The organism is Duganella sp. sic0402 (assembly GCF_019219065.1).
GTDB lineage: Bacteria > Pseudomonadota > Gammaproteobacteria > Burkholderiales > Burkholderiaceae_D > Rugamonas.
In genome coordinates this window covers 1-18,478 of sequence record NZ_JAHUWK010000019.1, presented here as the reverse complement: position 1 = coordinate 18,478, position 18,478 = coordinate 1, and the positions used below count along the sequence as shown (strand labels likewise).

Annotated in this window: 23 protein-coding genes and 1 pseudogene; 1 reads left to right on the top strand and 23 read right to left on the bottom strand. The window is 59.4% G+C overall.

Annotated features, from left to right (window positions below):
- Window positions 1-2: 2 nt before the first annotated feature.
- From rpsH to KW842_RS26480, 19 genes are all read right to left on the bottom strand, one after another.
- Entirely contained in the window at window positions 3-398 is a 396-nt protein-coding gene (rpsH, locus tag KW842_RS26565; protein WP_161077547.1) for a 30S ribosomal protein S8, read from the bottom strand.
- A gap of 14 nt (window positions 399-412) precedes the next feature.
- Window positions 413-718 carry a 30S ribosomal protein S14 gene (gene rpsN, locus KW842_RS26560; RefSeq protein WP_218307160.1) on the bottom strand — a complete coding sequence of 102 codons (306 nt, stop codon included), beginning with the start codon at window positions 716-718 and terminating at the stop codon, window positions 413-415.
- Between the two features lie 6 nt (window positions 719-724).
- Window positions 725-1,264, bottom strand: coding sequence for a 50S ribosomal protein L5 (gene rplE, locus KW842_RS26555; RefSeq protein ID WP_072786817.1), 540 nt, complete (start codon window positions 1,262-1,264; stop codon window positions 725-727).
- A gap of 6 nt (window positions 1,265-1,270) precedes the next feature.
- The gene (rplX, locus tag KW842_RS26550) at window positions 1,271-1,585 is read right to left on the bottom strand and encodes a 50S ribosomal protein L24 (protein ID WP_092280168.1); all 315 of its coding nucleotides are present in this window, start codon (window positions 1,583-1,585) and stop codon (window positions 1,271-1,273) included.
- A gap of 10 nt (window positions 1,586-1,595) precedes the next feature.
- On the bottom strand, window positions 1,596-1,964 hold the full coding sequence (gene rplN / locus KW842_RS26545; protein WP_050409761.1) for a 50S ribosomal protein L14: 369 nt from the start codon (window positions 1,962-1,964) through the stop codon (window positions 1,596-1,598).
- Window positions 1,965-2,243: 279 nt separating this feature from the next.
- Entirely contained in the window at window positions 2,244-2,510 is a 267-nt protein-coding gene (gene rpsQ / locus KW842_RS26540) for a 30S ribosomal protein S17 (RefSeq protein ID WP_055937633.1), read from the bottom strand.
- The gene (rpmC, locus tag KW842_RS26535; protein WP_090192442.1) at window positions 2,507-2,698 is read right to left on the bottom strand and encodes a 50S ribosomal protein L29; all 192 of its coding nucleotides are present in this window, start codon (window positions 2,696-2,698) and stop codon (window positions 2,507-2,509) included. Before rpmC ends, rpsQ begins: the two co-directional genes overlap by 4 nt.
- Window positions 2,699-2,710: 12 nt before the next feature.
- On the bottom strand, window positions 2,711-3,130 hold the full coding sequence (rplP, locus tag KW842_RS26530) for a 50S ribosomal protein L16 (protein WP_090192443.1): 420 nt from the start codon (window positions 3,128-3,130) through the stop codon (window positions 2,711-2,713).
- Between the two features lie 2 nt (window positions 3,131-3,132).
- On the bottom strand, window positions 3,133-3,912 hold the full coding sequence (gene rpsC / locus KW842_RS26525) for a 30S ribosomal protein S3 (RefSeq protein WP_090192444.1): 780 nt from the start codon (window positions 3,910-3,912) through the stop codon (window positions 3,133-3,135).
- Window positions 3,913-3,921: 9 nt separating this feature from the next.
- Entirely contained in the window at window positions 3,922-4,254 is a 333-nt protein-coding gene (gene rplV / locus KW842_RS26520) for a 50S ribosomal protein L22 (protein WP_174864456.1), read from the bottom strand.
- On the bottom strand, window positions 4,251-4,526 hold the full coding sequence (gene rpsS, locus KW842_RS26515) for a 30S ribosomal protein S19 (RefSeq protein WP_218307159.1): 276 nt from the start codon (window positions 4,524-4,526) through the stop codon (window positions 4,251-4,253). Before rpsS ends, rplV begins: the two co-directional genes overlap by 4 nt.
- A gap of 9 nt (window positions 4,527-4,535) precedes the next feature.
- A complete protein-coding gene (gene rplB / locus KW842_RS26510; RefSeq protein ID WP_218307157.1) occupies window positions 4,536-5,366 on the bottom strand; it encodes a 50S ribosomal protein L2 in 831 nt (276 codons plus the stop codon).
- Window positions 5,366-5,680, bottom strand: coding sequence for a 50S ribosomal protein L23 (gene rplW / locus KW842_RS26505; protein WP_161077548.1), 315 nt, complete (start codon window positions 5,678-5,680; stop codon window positions 5,366-5,368). Before rplW ends, rplB begins: the two co-directional genes overlap by 1 nt.
- The gene (gene rplD, locus KW842_RS26500) at window positions 5,677-6,297 is read right to left on the bottom strand and encodes a 50S ribosomal protein L4 (RefSeq protein ID WP_090192447.1); all 621 of its coding nucleotides are present in this window, start codon (window positions 6,295-6,297) and stop codon (window positions 5,677-5,679) included. Before rplD ends, rplW begins: the two co-directional genes overlap by 4 nt.
- 3 nt (window positions 6,298-6,300) lie before the next feature.
- Window positions 6,301-6,957 carry a 50S ribosomal protein L3 gene (gene rplC, locus KW842_RS26495; protein WP_161015602.1) on the bottom strand — a complete coding sequence of 219 codons (657 nt, stop codon included), beginning with the start codon at window positions 6,955-6,957 and terminating at the stop codon, window positions 6,301-6,303.
- Between the two features lie 235 nt (window positions 6,958-7,192).
- The gene (locus KW842_RS27640) at window positions 7,193-7,318 is read right to left on the bottom strand and encodes a hypothetical protein (RefSeq protein WP_255584416.1); all 126 of its coding nucleotides are present in this window, start codon (window positions 7,316-7,318) and stop codon (window positions 7,193-7,195) included.
- Between the two features lie 79 nt (window positions 7,319-7,397).
- The gene (locus tag KW842_RS26490) at window positions 7,398-10,187 is read right to left on the bottom strand and encodes a TonB-dependent siderophore receptor (protein WP_229223923.1); all 2,790 of its coding nucleotides are present in this window, start codon (window positions 10,185-10,187) and stop codon (window positions 7,398-7,400) included.
- A gap of 241 nt (window positions 10,188-10,428) precedes the next feature.
- A complete protein-coding gene (locus tag KW842_RS26485) occupies window positions 10,429-11,466 on the bottom strand; it encodes a cupin-like domain-containing protein (protein ID WP_218307155.1) in 1,038 nt (345 codons plus the stop codon).
- A 72-nt stretch (window positions 11,467-11,538) separates the two neighbouring features.
- Window positions 11,539-14,523 carry a TonB-dependent receptor gene (locus tag KW842_RS26480; protein ID WP_218307154.1) on the bottom strand — a complete coding sequence of 995 codons (2,985 nt, stop codon included), beginning with the start codon at window positions 14,521-14,523 and terminating at the stop codon, window positions 11,539-11,541.
- 383 nt (window positions 14,524-14,906) lie between these two features.
- On the opposite strand from KW842_RS26480, the gene KW842_RS26475 reads away from it, so the two are divergent.
- Window positions 14,907-16,178, top strand: coding sequence for an ROK family transcriptional regulator (locus KW842_RS26475; protein ID WP_218307153.1), 1,272 nt, complete (start codon window positions 14,907-14,909; stop codon window positions 16,176-16,178).
- An 11-nt stretch (window positions 16,179-16,189) separates the two neighbouring features.
- Here the strand turns inward: KW842_RS26475 and KW842_RS26470 are convergent, their stop codons facing one another.
- The 4 genes and pseudogenes from KW842_RS26470 to KW842_RS26455 form a co-directional block, all read right to left on the bottom strand.
- Entirely contained in the window at window positions 16,190-16,897 is a 708-nt protein-coding gene (locus KW842_RS26470) for a siderophore-interacting protein (protein ID WP_218307152.1), read from the bottom strand.
- A 31-nt stretch (window positions 16,898-16,928) separates the two neighbouring features.
- Window positions 16,929-17,771 carry a DUF817 domain-containing protein gene (locus KW842_RS26465; protein ID WP_218307151.1) on the bottom strand — a complete coding sequence of 281 codons (843 nt, stop codon included), beginning with the start codon at window positions 17,769-17,771 and terminating at the stop codon, window positions 16,929-16,931.
- Between the two features lie 105 nt (window positions 17,772-17,876).
- On the bottom strand, window positions 17,877-18,194 hold the full coding sequence (gene rpsJ / locus KW842_RS26460; protein WP_072786805.1) for a 30S ribosomal protein S10: 318 nt from the start codon (window positions 18,192-18,194) through the stop codon (window positions 17,877-17,879).
- Window positions 18,195-18,320: 126 nt separating this feature from the next.
- Window positions 18,321-18,478 (bottom strand): annotated as a pseudogene (locus KW842_RS26455) (elongation factor Tu); the annotation flags it as partial.

The window sequence follows — 18,478 nt, the reverse complement described above, 5'->3', positions numbered from 1 at the left end:
CCTTAGGCCACGTAGCAAATCACTTCGCCGCCGACACCGGTTGCGCGTGCTTTACGGTCGGTCATGACGCCTTGTGGGGTCGATACAATCGCCACACCCAGACCATTCATTACCGAAGGGATTTCGTCTTTGCCTTTGTACACGCGCAGACCTGGACGCGACACGCGCTCCAGACGCTCGATAACAGGACGGCCTACGTAGTACTTCAAACCGATTTTCAGTTCCGACTTGCCGCCATCTTCAGCGACTGCGAAATCTTCAATGTAACCCTCGTCCTTGAGGACGTTGGCAATCGCTACTTTGACTTTCGACGATGGCATGGCCACGGTCGTTTTTTGAACGCCTTGGGCGTTGCGAATGCGGGTCAGCATATCGGCGATAGGATCGCTCATACTCATTGCTTATTCTCCTATTACCAGCTAGCTTTAGTCATACCCGGAATTTCACCACGCATGGCGAATTCACGGAGCTTGATACGGCCCAGACCGAATTTACGGAAGGTGCCGCGTGGACGACCGGTGACGGCGCAGCGGTTACGCTGGCGGGTCGGAGCCGAGTTACGTGGCAGCGCTTGCAGTTTCAGGCGCGCTTCGTAACGTTCTTCTTCCGACTTCGACTGGTCATCAATGATGGCCTTCAGCGAAGCGCGTTTGGCGGCGAATTTGTTCGCCAGTGCCACGCGTTTCAGCTCACGGTTAATCAGTGCGAGTTTTGCCATGATCTCTTAGTTCCTGAACGGGAATTTGAAGGCGGCGAGCAGAGCTTTCGCTTCGTCGTCGGTCTTAGCGGTGGTGGTGATCGAAATATTCATACCACGCAGCGCATCGATCTTGTCGTACTCGATCTCAGGGAAGATGATCTGCTCTTTCACACCGATGTTGTAATTGCCGCGGCCGTCGAAGGCTTTGCCATTCACACCGCGGAAGTCACGCACGCGCGGCAGGGCCACGGTGATGAAACGGTCGAGGAACTCGTACATGCGAGCGCCGCGCAGGGTCACCATGGTGCCGATCGGGTAGCCTTCACGGATTTTGAAACCCGCGATTGCTTTACGTGCCTTGGTGGTCACTGGCTTCTGGCCAGCGATCTTGGTCAGGTCGCCAACAGCGTGCTCGAGGACCTTCTTGTCCGCAATCGCCTCGCCCACACCCATATTCAGGGTGATCTTAGTCAGACGCGGAACTTCCATCACCGACTTGTAACCGAATTTTTCGGTCAGGTCAGCGACGACTTTTTCTTTATAGAATTCTTGGAGACGTGCCATGATTTCTTAAGCCTTCACTACTTCGCCGGACGATTTGAAGACGCGGACTTTTTTGCCATCCACTTCTTTGAAACCAACACGGTCTGCCTTGCCAGTCGCTGCGTTGAACAACGCAACGTTGGACACGTGAATCGGCATAGTCTTGTCGACGATACCACCTTGAACGCCAGTCATTGGGTTCGGCTTGGTCGCTTTTTTAGCGACGTTGACGCCTTCAACCACAACGTGTTCTGCGTCTACGCGACGCGAAACGACACCGCGTTTGCCCTTGTCTTTACCGGCCAGAACGATGACTTCGTCGTTTTTACGAATCTTATCCATTGCTGACTCCTTACAGTACTTCAGGTGCCAGGGACACGATCTTCATGAACTTTTCAGTGCGCAGCTCGCGCGTCACTGGTCCAAAGATACGCGTACCGATCGGTTCCAGTTTGGCGTTCAGCAGCACGGCGGCGTTGCCGTCGAACTTCACCAGGGAACCGTCTTGGCGGCGAACACCTTTAGCGGTGCGCACTACCACGGCGTTATAAATTTCACCTTTTTTGACACGGCCGCGTGGCTGAGCAACCTTAACGGTTACTTTGATCACGTCGCCAATGCCAGCATAACGGCGCTTGGAACCGCCCAACACCTTGATGCACATAACTTCTTTGGCACCGGTGTTGTCGGCTACTTCGAGCCGGCTTTCAGTTTGAATCATAATATTCTCTTTCCCAACTTAAGCCGAAGAATCCACACAATGCGGACCTAACGGTCAGTCTTGGTCCCGCCAATGAAACCTGCTGGCTTCATTGCTTGGGTGCTTGACCTTCGAACTGCATACTGACCGCACGGTTCAGCGTCTGTGGCCAGACACTTTGCGGCGTTACATGAACGAAGCCCACGAGTATTACATACAACTCGCGGGCTTGCAAGAACTAATTGAAAAACACCGCCCGACACCACCGTTTCGGGCAATCTCAGGCGGCAGTCAGTTCAATTAAACGATTTGTGCGGCTTGCACCACACGAGTCACGGTCCATGCCTTCGTTTTGGAGATCGGACGACCTTCCACGATTTCCACCGTGTCACCGGCTTTCACCTGGTTGGTCTCGTCGTGCGCGTGGTACTTGGCGCTACGAACGATGATCTTGCCATACAGAGGGTGTTTCACGTGACGTTCGATCAGAACGGTAACGGTCTTGTCCATCTTGTCGGACACAACTTTACCGATCAGCGTACGCTTCAGCTTTACTTGCTCGGTCATTTTGCTTCCTTCGTGTTCAATACCGTTTTTACGCGTGCGATATCGCGACGTACCTTCTTGAGCTGCGAGGTGTTGCTCAGCTGTTGCGTAGCGATTTGCATACGCAGGCCGAACTGTGCCTTCAACAGGTCATTCAGCTCTTTTTGCAGAGCTACCTGGTCTTTGCCGCGGAGTTCAGATGCTTTCATATTTCACTCCTGTTATTGACCAACTTGACGGACCACGAACGTGGTCGCCAGTGGCAGTTTGGCAGCGGCCAGGCGGAATGCTTCGCGCGCCAGTTCTTCGCCTACGCCATCCATTTCGTACAGGACTTTGCCTGGACGGATTTCAGCGACGTAGTATTCCGGATTACCCTTACCGTTACCCATACGGACTTCGGCAGGCTTGTTCGAAATCGGTTTGTCCGGGAAAACGCGAATCCAGATACGACCGCCACGTTTGATGTGACGGGTCATGGCGCGACGTGCGGCTTCGATCTGACGTGCCGTGATACGACCACGGGCAACTGCTTTCAGACCGAACTCGCCGAACGACACGTTGGTGCCGGCGCTGTGCGAAATGCCGGTGTTACGGCCTTTCTGCTCTTTACGATACTTTCTGCGTGCTGGTTGCAGCATGATTATTCTCCTGCTTTCTCGGCTGGCTTGGCAGCGCGGCGGGCGCCACCAGCACCGGCTGGACGCGGACGGCCAGCTGGTTTGCCGTCTTCACGACGTGGGCCACGTGGCTTTTTCTCGTCCGGCGGGGTATCGATGACTGGTGCATCGCCGTTAGGCGCGCGGTCACCTTTGTATACCCACACCTTGACACCGATGATGCCGTAGGTGGTCGAAGCTTCGCTGGTGCCGTAGTCGATGTCAGCGCGCAGGGTGTGCAGTGGCACACGGCCTTCGCGATACCATTCGGTACGGGCGATCTCGATGCCGTTCAGACGACCCGACGACATGATCTTGATGCCCAGGGCGCCCAGACGCATGGCGTTCTGCATCGCGCGTTTCATCGCGCGGCGGAACATAATGCGTTTTTCCAGCTGCTGAGCGATCGAATCAGCGATCAGCTGCGAGTCGATTTCTGGCTTGCGGATTTCTTCGATATTGACGTGCACCGGCACACCCATGATCTTGGTCAGCGCCGACTTCAGTACTTCGATGTCTTCGCCTTTTTTACCAATGACCACGCCTGGACGCGAGCTGTAGATGGTGAAACGCGCGTTCTTGGCTGGACGCTCGATCACGATGCGGCCGACCGAAGCGTTCTTCAGCTTGGCTTTCAGGTAGGTACGTGCTTTCAAGTCTTCGTTCAGCATGGCGGCAAAGTTACCATTGCCTGCATACCAACGCGAAGCCCAGTTACGGGTTACCGCCAGGCGGAAACCAGTTGGATGAATTTTCTGACCCATCTTGGCTCCTTAGTTGCCGACGGTCACATAAATGTGACACGATTGTTTCGAGATACGATCGCCACGACCTTTTGCACGCGCGGTGAAGCGCTTCAGGATCGGGCCCTTTTCAACGTAGATCGTTTTCACGAACAGTTCGTCGATGTCGGCACCATCGTTGTGCTCGGCGTTGGCGATAGCCGACTCCAGCACTTTCTTGATGATGGTGGCGCCTTTTTTCGGGCTGAACTGCAAGATGTTCAATGCAGCGTCAACTTTTTTGCCACGGATCAGGTCAGCAACCAGACGGCCCTTTTGGTCCGACAGGCGCACGCCTTTGAGGATAGCTTTGGTTTCCATTATTTCTTCGCCTTCTTGTCAGCGGCATGGCCTTTGAACGTGCGGGTCAGCGCGAATTCGCCGAGCTTGTGACCTACCATGTTCTCGGAAACGTACACAGGCACGTGCAGCTTGCCGTTGTGAACAGCGATCGTCAGGCCGATGAAGTCAGGCATGATGGTCGAGCGACGGGACCAGGTTTTGATTGGCTTTTTGTCTTTGTTCGCTTGCGCGGCTTCGACTTTTTTCACCAGGTGGGCGTCACAGAACGGCCCTTTTTTCAATGAACGAGTCATGATTTATCCTTATTTCTTGCCGCGGCGCGAGACGATCATCGAAGAAGTACGCTTGTTGCTGCGAGTCTTCTTGCCCTTGGTCTGTTGGCCCCATGGCGAAACAGGGTGACGACCAGCTGCGGTTTTACCTTCACCACCACCGTGCGGGTGATCGACCGGGTTCATGACCACACCGCGAACGGTAGGACGAACACCACGCCAACGCATCGCACCAGCTTTACCGATCTTGCGCAGGCTGTGCTCGGCATTGCCGACTTCACCCACGGTTGCACGGCACTCGATGTGCACGCGACGCACTTCACCCGAGCGCAGACGCACTTGAGCGTAGGTGCCTTCACGTGCCATCAGCACAACGCCGGCGCCGGCGGTACGGGCCATTTGGGCACCCTTACCTGGCAGCATTTCGACGCAGTTCATGATGGTACCGACCGGGATGTTGCGGATCGGCAGGCAGTTACCTGGTTTGATCGGCGCTTCCGAACCGGTCATCACGGCGTCGCCCACAGCCATGCCTTTGGTGGCGATGATGTAGGTACGGGCGCCATCGGCGTAGCACAGCAGCGCGATGTGCGCGGTGCGGTTTGGATCGTATTCGATACGTTCCACTTTCGCTGGGATGCCATCCTTGCTGTTACGCTTGAAGTCGATCACGCGGTAGTGCTGCTTGTGACCACCACCGATGTGACGGGTGGTGATGTGGCCGTTGTTGTTACGGCCAGCAGTTTTCGATTTTTTCTCAACCAGGGCTGCGAACGGACGGCCTTTGAACAGGTCGGTGTTCACAACTTTCACCATGCCGCGACGGCCTGGGGAGGTTGGCTTCATCTTAACGAGTGCCATTATTTAGCCTCCTCGGTGAAATTGATTTCCTGGCCTGGTTTCAGGCACACGAAAGCACGCTTGGTGTGGTTGCGGCGGCCGATGTGGGCGCCCGAACGCTTTTGCTTGCCTTCGCGGTTCACGGTTTGCACCGATTCCACTTGGACTTTGAACAGCAGTTCAACGGCAGCCTTGATTTCTGGCTTGGTCGCGTCGGTGGTAACACGGAACACGATCTGCTCGTTCTTTTCCGCGACCATGGTGGCCTTCTCGGAAATCACTGGAGCAACCAGTACCTTCAGCAGGCGTTCTTCGCTAAATTTCAATGCGCTCATGCCAGCATCTCCTCAATCTTGGCCAATGCAGCTTTGGTGACCACGATCTTCTTGTAGAACACCAGGGACATTGGATCTGCGTGACGTGGTTCAACGACCAGAACGTTCGGCAGATTGCGCGAAGCCAGTTCCAGGTTTTCGTTGGCAACGTCGGTGATGATCAGTACCGAATCAAAGCCCATGCCGGTCAGCTTTTGCGACAGCAGCTTGGTTTTTGGTGCTTCGATCGCGAAATCTTCCACCACAACCAGGCGCTCTTCGCGGGCCAGTTGCGACAGGATCGAGCAGATACCAGCGCGGTACATCTTCTTGTTCACTTTGTGGGTGAAGTTCTCGTCAGGCGAGTTCGGGAAGATGCGACCACCGCCGCGCCACAGTGGCGACGACGACATACCAGCACGTGCGCGGCCGGTGCCTTTTTGGCGCCATGGCTTCTTGGTCGTGTGGTGGACTTCTTCACGGTCTTTTTGCTTGCGGTTGCCGCTGCGAGCATTGGCTTGGTAAGCAACGACGATCTGGTGGATCAGGGCTTCGTTGTAGTCACGGCCGAAGACGGTATCGGCGGCGGCAACGTTAGAGGCGGCTTGACCTTGAGCGTTCAAGAGCTTGAGTTCCATCGTTTAAGCTCCCTTCTTTGCTTTAACTTTGACAGCAGGCGAAACCACTACCTGGCCGTTTTTGGCGCCAGGGATCGCACCTTTGACCAGCAGCAGCTGACGGTCGGCGTCGATACGGGCGATTTCGAGGTTCTGCACGGTCGTGGTGACATCACCCATGTGACCGGTCATGCGTTTACCAGGGAACACGCGGCCTGGATCTTGCGCCATACCGATCGAACCTGGAACGTTGTGCGAACGCGAGTTACCGTGGGTCTGACGACCCGAAGCAAAGTTGTGACGCTTGATGGTACCGGCGTAGCCTTTACCGATCGAAACACCTTGTACGTCCACTTTTTGACCTACTTCGAACAGCGAAACGGCGACAACTTCGCCAGCTTTCAGTTCGGCGGCTTTAGCTGCGTCAACGCGGAACTCTTTCAGCAGAGTACCAGCTTCAACACCCGCTTTAGCGTGGTGACCAGCAACGGCTTTGGTCACGCGGGAGGCGCGACGTTGACCGAATGCGACCTGAACTGCGGTGTAGCCGTCAGTTTCAGGAGTTTTGATTTGCGCAACACGGTTGTTCGATACGTCAACAACGGTGACTGGGATCGAGTCCCCGTCATCGGTGAAGATGCGCATCATACCAACCTTGCGACCGAGGAGGCCAAGGCTCATTTTTTCTCCAATTCCCACCTACGATTGGGCGGGGATATGTTGAACTACAAAATAGTACGGACCAATAAAAAGACGAATCCATACCGAAGCCGGCTAGTGTATCTTGATTTGGGGGTTGACGCAACAACTTAGTACGAGGTATGTCAGTTTTTTGGCAGCCCCGGCCGGCCCGGTGTACGGGAAGCGCCGCAAGCGAGGCCGCATGCGGCTTGCGGCGCGATTCCGGGTCTGCAAATCAGGCCTGCAAGCTTGCATTTTCTTCCATCTTGCCGGCGCCATACCAGTCGATCTTGCGGGCCGCTGCCATAACCGCACCGAGGGGCGCGATCAGGATGGGCTTGGGTGGCGTGGCGGTCTGCATGGCGGCACGCGGGCAAAAAAAAGACCAGGCACAAGGCCTGGTCTTTTCAGTCAGCGGACGATCTGAACTAACTACCCGATCAGAAGAACGAGTAGGAAGCGGTCAGGCCGATACGGCGGAACTGGTAGCCGCTGTCGATGTAGCCACGACGCCATTGCACCGGTGCATCCTGTTCGAACAGGTTGTCGATGAACAGGCTCAGCTTGGTATTTTTGATACCGCTGTACGACAGGTTGTAGTCGACCGTGGTGTTGCTGCCGACGTGGCCGCAGGTCGCCATATAGGCTGCTGCAACGTTGTTGGTGGCGCAGTAGGTCGGCGACGACTCGTTGTTGTTGCTGAAGCCGCTGGCGTAGTTCAGCGTCACGCCGTGGTCAAAGCTGCCGCTCTTCAGGTAGGCGCGCAGCTTGGTTTTCAGGCGCGAACCCATGTCGTAGTTGCCAGCCATATTGTCGCCGTAGGCGTTTTTGGTGACGCTGAATTCCTGGTATTTCCACAGGTAGTTACCTTCCAGTTTCAGGCGTACCTGGCCCAGCTCGGTGTTGAAACGGCCGGAGGCGTCGAAGTCGAAGCCCGAAGCACGGCTCTTGCCGGTGTTGACGTATGGGTTGTACAGCAGGCCGATGGCGCCAACGCCGCCGAAGTTGACGGTGTTGCCCGGAGCGTATTTGTTGACCAGCGCCAGGAATTGCGTATCCGAGATGCTGTTGTCGATACGGATCAGCTTGCCTTCTGGCAGGCTGCTTTCGCCAGCCAGCACGTCGGCTGCGGAACGGGTGGTGATTTCGTTCTTGCGCTCGATGTGGAAGTAGTCCATCGCCATGGTCCAGTTTTTGACTGGCTCAAACACGAAGCCGGCGGTAATCGAACGCGAGGTTTCTGGTTTCAGATCCTTGTTCGATGCGACGAAGGTGGTCAGGCTGAAGTTGCAATCCGCATTGCGGAAGGTATTTGCCTGTTGCTTGTCGGTGGTGGTCGCGCCAGCGGCGTTCTGCACCAGGTTGTTCAGCGTGCTGGCGGTCGAGCAGCGGCGCGGGTCGCTGGAACCGGAAACGAAGGAACCACGGCCCAGGCCGTTACCGGTTTCAACGATGTTCGGCGCACGGAAGCCGCCGGACACGGTGGCGCGCAGCAGCAGGCTGTCGGTGGCGTTGATGCGCAGGCCGGCTTTCGGCGAGTAGTGCACCTCGCTGTTGCTCGACTTGTCGGCGCGCAGCGCGGCGCTCAGTTCAACGCGCTTGACCACTGGAATGGTGGCTTCGGTAAACAGTGCGTAGTGATCCATCTTGTCGTCGACCTGCAGGCCGGCCACACCGACCAGCTCGCCGCGCAGCACGTTGTCGGAGCTGCTCATGGCGTAGTGCTCACGACGCACATCGGTGCCGACTGCAACGCTCAGCGGGCCTGCCGGCAGTTGCATCACTTCGCCCGACACGGTGGCGTTGACGAAGGCGGTTTTCGATTCGCCAACGGTGGCGCGTACCGGGAACATCGATTCCAGCACCGATGGATCGTTTTGCTGGCCGAACTTGTAGGTGCCGTTGACGATCGCATTGGTGTAGCCGGCGGCGCTGGCGTTGCGGGTCGACTTGGTGGCTTTAGAAGTCATGTAGCCAGCCGTCGATTTCCAGTCCCAGCCGGCGGCTTCGCCGTTCAGGGTCAGCATCACGCGGGTCTGCTCGGATTCAGCGCGGTTGAAGTTGAAGCCGTTGCCGGTGTCCATCAGACGGGCGCGGTATTCAACCGGGGAGCTGTACGGGTTGTTTGGATGGCCAACCGGCAGCTTCGGATAGTAGAACGGGCCAACCATCTTGCCGCCAACCGCGTCATACCAGGTGGATGGCGCGATGGTCGAGCTGAGCGCGAACGGCGACACGATGTAGTCGTTGCTGGCGCCGGAATTGGTGATCTCGAAGTTGGCGTCGATCTCTTTGCCGATGCGGAAGTGGGTGTTGCTGGCCACGGCGTAACGCTTGGCGTCGGTTTGCAGGCCGGTGGTCGGCAGCAGGTCCATTTTGCACAGCTTGTCTTTTGGATCAAGCGCGTCGGCCGGGCAGCCAGGCGCGGCGATGATGCTGGTCGCGCTCTGGTAGTAGTTGCCGGTTGGCGAATAGGTGTTCAGTGCATCCCAGGTCGAACGGCCAGGGGTCAGGCGGTGCCAGTCCGGCACGTGGCTGCGCAGGTCGCCGGTGCTGAAGCCGTCGGACTTGTAGCCTTCGTAGGTCAGATAGGTGTTGAAGCCGTTGGTGTCGATGTCGCCCCAGCCGATGATGCCGGAAACGTTGCGGTTACGCTGGTCCTTGAAGTTTTCGGTTTCTTTGTAGTTGGCGCTGATTTTGGCGCCCACAAAGTCCTTCATCAGGATGATGTTGACCACGCCGGCGATGGCGTCCGAGCCATAGATTGCCGATGCGCCGTCTTTCAGGATTTCGATACGCTCAACCGCCGCGGAAGGAATCGCGTCGAGGTTGGTGAAGGCCTGACGGCCATTGTCGGACAGGCCGTATTGCGCGATGCGCTGACCATTGACCAGCACCAGGGTGGCAACCTTGCCCAGGCCGCGCATGCCGACGCTGGACGAACCGGTGGCGAAGCCGCCCGAGCTGGCGGTGGCCGAATTGCTTTCGATGCCGATGGCGGCCGACGAATTCAGAATGCCCAGCACGGTGGTTTCACCGGTACGCGCGATATCGTCGCGGGTCAGTACCTGGACCGAGCCGGCGGCTTCGGTTTCGGTGCGCTTGATGCTGGAACCGGTGATTTCAACACGTTGGATTTTCGGTTCTGCGGCTTCTTGCGCTACCGAGTGTTGCGAAAATGCCAAACCCAGCGCCATGGCAATGGCGCTTTTCTTGATGGAGTGATGCAAAGGTGCTCCCTGAGGTGATTTTTATTTGCGCTTCTCAATGCAGCTGTTCTATGACAACTGTCACTTTCTACGTCCAGGGCGCAATTTCGCACAATATTGCTAGCCACACAAAGCAGAAATGTCACTTTTTTATGGCATTAATAATTTTTTCCCATATTTTTGTTGTTTTCATGCGAAAACATTGTCCGAGTTTTACACTGCCGCATTACAAAAACGCCAAATTTCATTTTGATAACTAGCGTTAGCGGTTGAGCCGGTTCAGCACCTGGGCGCGCAGTGCACGGGCGCCGGCCGCATCCAGTGGCGCCAGCACGCCGCGCGCGGCCGGCGGCAGGTGCGCCGCCTCGCTGCCATCGCTGTCGAAGATGTAGTGGCGGAAAATTTCCTGCCAGGCCGCGCGCTGCGCTGGCGGCAGGTCGCGCAGCGTCAGCAGCGCCTGCATCAGCGTGTTGAACGGCGTGTCCATCCAGTCCGGCGACTGGCGCCACCAGTAGTTGAGCAGAATATTGAACGGCTCCAGCCCTTCCACCTGGTGCCACCACATGCTGGGAATGAACAGCGCGTCGCCCGGCGCCAGCTCGGCCGACTGCGCGTGGGCCAGCGCCGCGGCATAGCGGGGAAAGCGCTGCAGGTCGGGATGCTGCGGATCGACCATGCTGACCGACTGCCCGGCCGGCGTGAAGTCCAGCGGGCCGATGTACAAGTTCTTCAGCTGCTCCGGCGGGAACAAGGTGAAGCGGCGCCGCCCTGCCGCCACGCAGGCCAGATTGTCGGGCAAGTCGTAATGGGCCGGCACGCAGGTGCGGTTGCCGATCCAGATGCTGGCCAGCGGATCGCGCGCGCCGAAGTTCAGCGGATTCTCTGCGCGCAGGCCGGGCAGGCAGGTATCGACCGTGGTCGAGCCGACGTACAGCGTCGGCGGCTCCGCATGGTCCAGGTGCGCGCCCAGCGCATCGAGCACCTGGTCGAAGCCCACCATCTGCGCGCTGAAATTGAAACCGCTCAGGTCCTCGTTGTAAAAAATCCTGCCGCCGGTGCCGGCCGGCGCATGCGTGGCCAGCACGGTTGCGTCACGGTAGAACCGGCGCAGATAGGCGTCGGCGGCGGCAGGCGCGCGGCGCGCCGCCTGCACCAGCGGCCAGTCGGCCACCAGGCCGCGCAGCACCAGCGGCGTGCTGGACAGCAGGATCTCGTCGGGCAGCGGCTGGCTGCCGTCGCCGCGCAACTGCCGGCTGCGTGCGCAGTCGATTTCGGCGATCGCTTGCAGATTCGATGACATATTCGCTCTCATGAAAAAACAGGCCGTCGCTCACGCGACGGCCTGCGGTGCTAACTACTCAGCAATGACAGATCAGAACTTGTAGCGCGCGCCCAGCATGTAACGCGGACCGCCTTGCGTGACATTCATGGTGGCTGCCTCGGTACGGCCGAACTGACGCTGGGTAGCGTTGGTCAGGTTGATTACCTCGGCCTGGAAGCTCAGGTTCTGGTTGAAGTTATAGCCTATGCTGACGTCGGTCTGACCGTAGCTGTCAGTGTACACCGGAGATGGGCGGTTGCCGCCGTCAATGGTCGAGGCCAGGAACTTGTCGCGCCAGTTGTAAGCCACCCGCACCGACCACTTGTTATCTTCGTAGATACCCACCACGTTGGCCGAATTGCTCAGGCCCAGAATGGCGAACTGGTCGTTGGTGTTGGCGTTGTTATACTTGACCGGCGAGCTAACCCAGGTGTAGTTGGCCTGGACACCGAAACCACTGCGGCCGAACATATGTTGCACGTTCAGCTCCGCGCCCTTGACCGTGGCCGACTTCTGGTTCGAATAGGTCTTGGTCAGGAAGTTCATCAGCGGGTCGGTCGGCAGGCCGGTGATGTTGCCGTTCAGGTTGCCGTCCGACTTGACGCCGGTTTTCTGCACGCCAGGCTGGCCGTCATAGTTGGTCAGGATGTAGTTGCGGATGCAATTGGTGTCCGCCACCGTGCAGCCCGATGCCAGCGCCGAGTTGTAGTAGGCGCCACCAACCGGCGTATGCAGGCCGTACAGGTTTTGCGCCACCACCGTCTGGCCGGCGTAGTTGTCCATCTTCTTGTGGAAGGCAGCCACCGACAGCACGCTCTGCTGGTCGTAATACCATTCCCACGAGACGTCCAGGTTTTTCGACTTGACCGGTTTCAGCGCCGGATTGCCGACCGATGCGGTGCCGCCGGTGAACACGTTGCCGATGGTGTCCAGCGTCAGGCCGCCTTGCAGCTGATCGTAGCGTGGACGGCCGATGGTGGTGCCGGCGCTGGCGCGCAGCTTCATGTCCTTGCGCAGGTCGAAGTCGAGGTTCAGGCTCGGCAGCACGTTGTTGTACGAGGATTCCTGGGTGCTGTAGGCATTGCCGCCGAAGGTGATCGGCAATTCATTCTGCGACACCCACACCACCGCCGTACCCGGCAGCACCTGGGCCACCGAGGTGACCTTGGTGCGTTCGAAGCGCAGGCCGATGCTGGAGTGGAACGGAATCGCCGTATCCCAATCGGTGCCGAAGGAAACGTAGCCCGAAGTGGATTTCTCTTGCAGCTCGCGGTCGGTGTCGGCGCTGGAGAAGTTCGGCAGGTAGCCGGCGGCGTTACCCGTGACCTTGGCGGTCAGGGCGCGCAGCGTGGCGAAGTCGAAGCTGTACAGGGATGGATACAGCGCTGCCGAGTTGGCGCCGCCGAATTCCTTGAAGTAGGAACTCAGCGGGCTAGCCACAAAGATGCTGGCCGGATAGTCGGATGCCTTGGTCGCACCGCCCCAGGTGTTGTTCTGCACGTTCGAGTAGGTCGAGCGGTTTTTCGAGTCGGTATAGCTGACGCCGAAGTTCAGGTCGGAGGCTTCGAACAGCTTCAGGTTACCCTTGGCCTGCGCCTGGCTGATGGTGGCTTTCTGCCAGCTGTTGTGGAACCACGAACCAGCCGCCTGGAACGGTTGATTGACCAGGTCGGCCACCGGCATGCTGATCACTGGCAGCTCGGTGTTGTAGTCGAGGCGAGTGGTGCCGCGGCTGAAGCTGGCGTTGGACAGATTGTTCTCGGTGCCGAACGGGCTGTCCGCGCCGGACTCGGCGGTCGAGTGGTGGGCGTCGAACTCGAGGCGCAGGTCGGAGCTGGCCTTCCACACGGTGTTAAAGCCGATCGACTTGTTCTTGGTCTTGGTCGCGTAGTCGCCGCCAACCACCGAGATATCCTGCGGGGTCAGATAGCTTTCCTGGTAGACCTGTGGCGACACCACTTTGCCGCTCGGCCAGACGCTGGTCGAGGTCGGGGTCTGGCCGAACCAGACGCTCAGCTCGTTGCGCTTGGTCTGGATCTTGTTTTCCGAGTAGGTCAGGTCCAGGGTGGTGGTCAGTTCCTTGACCGGGCGGAATTGCAGTACCAGTTGGCCGTTGGTGCGCTGACGCTGGATCGCGTTGACGCCGTAGCCGAAGTTCTGCGGAATCTGGTACAGATCGTTCGGGCCTGGACGGTTGGTGATGTTCTGCGAGCCAGGCTGGCCAGGCTGCGGAATGGTCGAACCGGCGGTGGTGTCCGAACCCAGGAATGGGCCCTGGTAGCCGTTGGCGCTGCCAGCCTTGCTGAAGCCGGAGTCGCGCGATTGGTAGCTGGCGCTCAGCGCCACACCGAAGCGGCCGTCGGCGCTGGTGTTGCTGTAGATGCCAGAGACTTCAGGCGTGACATTGTCGCCCTTGTGCATGTCCGGCACGTGCTTGTTGGAGCTGTCGTTGACCGCCTTCACGCCAACGCTGGCGCGCATGCCGGGATTGTCCAGCGGACGCGCGGTCATCACGTTGATGGTGGCGCCGATGCCGCCGGTCGGGCTGTCGGCACGGCCAGTCTTGTACACCTGCAGCTGCGAGATCGATTCCGACGCCAGGTTGGAGAAGTCGAACGAACGGCCGGACAGGTCGCTCAGGTCGGTGGTCGGCATCTGGCGGCCATTCAGCAGCACCAGATTGAAGTCCGGACCGAGGCCGCGCACCGTGACCTTCTGCCCTTCGCCGTTGCTGCGGTCGATCGACACGCCTGAAATCCTTTGCAAGGATTCGGCCAGGTTGGTGTCGGGGAATTTACCGATGTCGTCAGCGACAATGCCGTCGACGATGCCGTCGGCGTTGCGCTTCATATTCATGGTCGACTGCATGCTGGCGCGGATGCCGGTCACGACCACCGAAGGGCCGCTGGTCATGCTGTCGGTCGAATTGGCGCTGCTGGTGTCTTGCGCGTGCACCGCGCCAAACGTGGCGCAGGCGCCGGCTACCGCCAGGCTGATCAGGCGGCGCTGGCGCGGTGGCTTTGAAAACGTTTTCATAAAAGTACGCACTTCATCTCCTTATTTTGATTTTACCGACGCTGCTCTGTCGGGCGTGATTCCTACACAAACAACGGGCTGGGTAGTTCTATTTCTGTCCTGGGTGCCGCAGAAACGGACGGCGGGGTGATGCCCGCCTGTGCGATGTCGAATTTACTTCATTAATATGACAAATTAGACAATATCAGTATCGGAGAAACGCTTCCATTCGTCAATCGATCGAACGAATTAGTGTGCAGAATTCGTCGCAAAGCTGTTGTATTGACGCACCATCACGGGACAAACCGGCGCAAAACGGTGCACGCTATGCGTTTAGTCTGCTTCATAGTCATTATGACAAGCATCGTGTATCATCGCCGCACGCCCCTTTTTGGAACACGCCCATGATCGTCGCCGGCGACCAGCAATTACTCAAGCAAATTAACCGCATGGCCCTGGTGCGCCAGCTGGCCAGCGCGCCGGGCATGTCGCGCGCCGCGCTGGCGGACGCGGTGGGACTGACCAAATCCACCATCAGCCTGCTGGTGCGCGAGCTGATGGACGAAGGCTGGCTCAGCGAAAGCGCGCTGCTGGCCACCGGCGCACTGGGCCGGCGCGCCACGCCGCTGCACATCGATGGCAGCCGCCTGGCGCTGCTCGGGGCCGACCTGGGCATCAGCGCGGTGCGCATCGTCGCCACCAATCTGCTGGGCGAAGTGCTGGCCGAACAGCAACTGCCCTACCCCGATGCCGGCGACGCCGCCAGCTGCATCGCGCTGATGGGCGCCGGCCTGCACGCGCTGACCGCCAACGCGGCGCTGACCGGGCGCACCGTGCTGGGCATCGGTGCCGGCCTGCACGGCGTGGTCGACGACAGCACCGGCATGCTGCACCATGCGCCGCACCAGGGCTGGCGCAATGTCGATGTGGCCGGTCTGCTGCGCGCGCAATTCGCCGGCACGGCGCTGGCCGGGCTGCCGCTGTTCATCCAGAATGAAGCGAATGTGGCGGCGCTGGCCGAGCTGGAATTCTCCGGCGAGAGCGGCGCCGATCCGCTGATTTACCTGAGCATCGGCTACGGCGTCGGCGCCGGCATCATCGTCAACGGCCGCCTGCTGACCGGCTTGTACGGCTTTGCCGGCGAGGTCGGCCACACCATCCTGCAACAGGGCGGGCCGCGCTGTTCCTGCGGCCGGCATGGCTGCGCCGACGCGCTGATCGGACTGCGCGCGCTGATGGATGAGGTGTACGGCAGGCAGCAGCCGGCCAGCCAGCAGCAGCTGGAACGGCTGTTCCAGCAGGCCGAGGCGGACGACGCCGGCGCGCTGCGCGCGGTGGAAGCGGCCGGGCGCCACATGGGAGTACTGTTGAATAATCTGTGGGTGGCCTTCGACCCGATGTGCATCGTCATCGGCGGCGCCGCGCTGCGGCTGGGCGAACGCCTGATCGCGCCGGGCCGCAGCGTGCTGGACGACTGCGCCAGCGCCGCCCAGCTGACCGCGCCGACGGTGCGCACACCGCACTTCGGCGACAATGCGATCGCCATCGGCGGCGCCGCCATGGCGCGCCATTACCTGATGCGCCCGTTCGACAGCCAGGGGCCGGCACGCCGCCAGCAAGGCAAGCTGAACGAGCTGCCGCCTGCCCTCGCCGCCAGCCTGCAAGGATGGAGCTGAGCGCTGAGACTTCAGTCCAGTCCGGTTTTACCTGGCGCCCAGTAGGCTTTGCTCTGGCGCCGCTTGGCCGCCGTGCCGTGCTGATGCAGCAGGCGGCTCATCTGCTGGATCGCGCCGGCTTTACCGGTCAGCACGATATCCGCGTCTGGATGGGCTTGCAGCAACGCGGCCATTGCCGCCTGCAGCGCATGCGGGTCGCTTTCCACGCTGGCGTTCGGCAGACGCAGCCTGTGCATCACCGCCTCGGTGTCGGCGCGCTTGGCGGATTCAAACAGCATATAGGTGGTGGCTTGCGCCGACAGCGCAGCGCCCAGGCCCAGCGAGGTTTCGTCACCGAACAGGATGACCGGCGAGGCGGCCGGCGCCAGCCGGATCGACTTGCGCGGACCGAAGAAGGCGCAGCTGTCGCCAAGCCGCAGCGCACGCACCCATTGCGTGCCGGGTGTGTCGCCATGCAGATAGACCAGAATCCGCGTGCTGCCGGCCTCGGCGTCCCAGCTGATCGGCGTGTAAGTGCGCTGCACCCAGCCACCCAGCATCACCTGGATTTTATCGCCGGGCGTCCAGTCGAGATTGCGCAGGGCGTCGCCGTCCAGCGTCAGCAGGCGGAAGCCCTCGCCGATCGGCTCGATGTCCTGCACCCGCGCGCTGCGCGTAAAGATTTTTTGCAGCGCCGCCTCGAAACGGCCGGCGCGTGGGGGAGAGATCAGTGTGTCCATGCCCTGAAGACGGGCCAGGCGCACGAATATTTTATTCCGGCACGTGGATGCGCTTTTTGATGTGCTTGAGGTGAGCCACGATGGTAAACGTCATCACCACCAGCAGCGACCATGAACTCCATTTGCTGACGTGCACCGCCGACCACGCGCCCAGCTGGTTCGGGTAACGCCAGATGCCCCAGAAGGTGCTGATGTTTTCCGCCAGCCAGATGAAGAAGCCGATCAGCACAAAGGCCAGCAGCAGCGGCATCTGCCGGTCGCGGTCCAACGGCCGGAAGATCACCGAGGTGCGCGCATACAGCCCCAGCGCGGCAGCCGCCAGATACCAGCGGTAGTCGCCGATATAGTGATGGGTGAAGAAGTTAGCGTAGATCAGCAGCGCAATCAGCACCGCCATCCAGTACGGCGGATGGTGGCGGATGCGCAGGTCGAACAGCCGCCAGGCCTGCACGATGTAGCTGCCGACCGCCGCGTACATAAAGCCGGAAAACAGCGGCACGCCGAACACCTTGGTGTAAGCAAAATCCGGATAGCTCCAGGACTGGATGCTGCCCGACACCTTGAACGCTTCCAGCGCAAAGCCGACCATGTGGAACAGGCACACCGCCTTCAGTTCGTCCCAGGTTTCCAGTTTCGCCCACAGCATCCAGCCCTGGATGGCGACGGCGGCCAGCAGCAGCACGTCGTAGCGCGGCAGGCCGAACAGGCCGGCGCGCGGCACCAGCAGCACACTGGCGAAGAACAGCGCGACAAACAGGCAGGCGCGCGCTTCCTTGACGCCAAAGTAGAGGAATTCAAGTATGAAACGGCGCCAGCCGGGCAGATCGTTGCGGGCTGACGCGGTCAGCAGATGGGTGTCGAGTAAGGCAAGCATGGCCATAGACTCTAGCCGCTCGGCCCGCAAAAAACAATGGGGCCGGACACTTGCGCATCCGGCCCCATCATCAGCGGGTGGCCAAGGCCACCGGCTTACATGCGATTACTGCAGTTTGATTTCGACATCAACGCCAGCTGGCAGGTCCAGCTTCATCAGTGCGTCAACGGTCTTGTCGGTTGGGTCGACGATGTCCATCAGGCGCTGGTGGGTACGGATTTCGAACTGGTCGCGCGAGGTTTTGTTGACGTGCGGCGAACGCAGAACGTCGAAACGCTGGATGCGGGTTGGCAGTGGAACTGGGCCTTTGACAACGGCGCCGGTGCGCTTAGCGGTGTCAACGATTTCCAGGGCCGACTGGTCGATCAGCTTGTAGTCGAAAGCCTTCAGGCGGATACGGATTTTTTGATTGGTAACGGTCATGATAATTCCCTAAAAGAGCGAACTGGCAACTTTGTAGCGCCAGCAATTTTAAAAAGAACGAGTTTGGTACAACAGGGCCGACATGGTATCACACCATGTCGGCCCTGGTTCAATCCAAGCTAAAAATTAGCCCAGGATCTTGGCTACAACGCCCGCACCAACGGTACGGCCGCCTTCGCGGATTGCGAAGCGCAGACCTTCTTCCATCGCGATCGGGTTGATCAGCTTGACGGTGATCGACACGTTGTCGCCTGGCATAACCATTTCTTTGTCCGCTGGCAGTT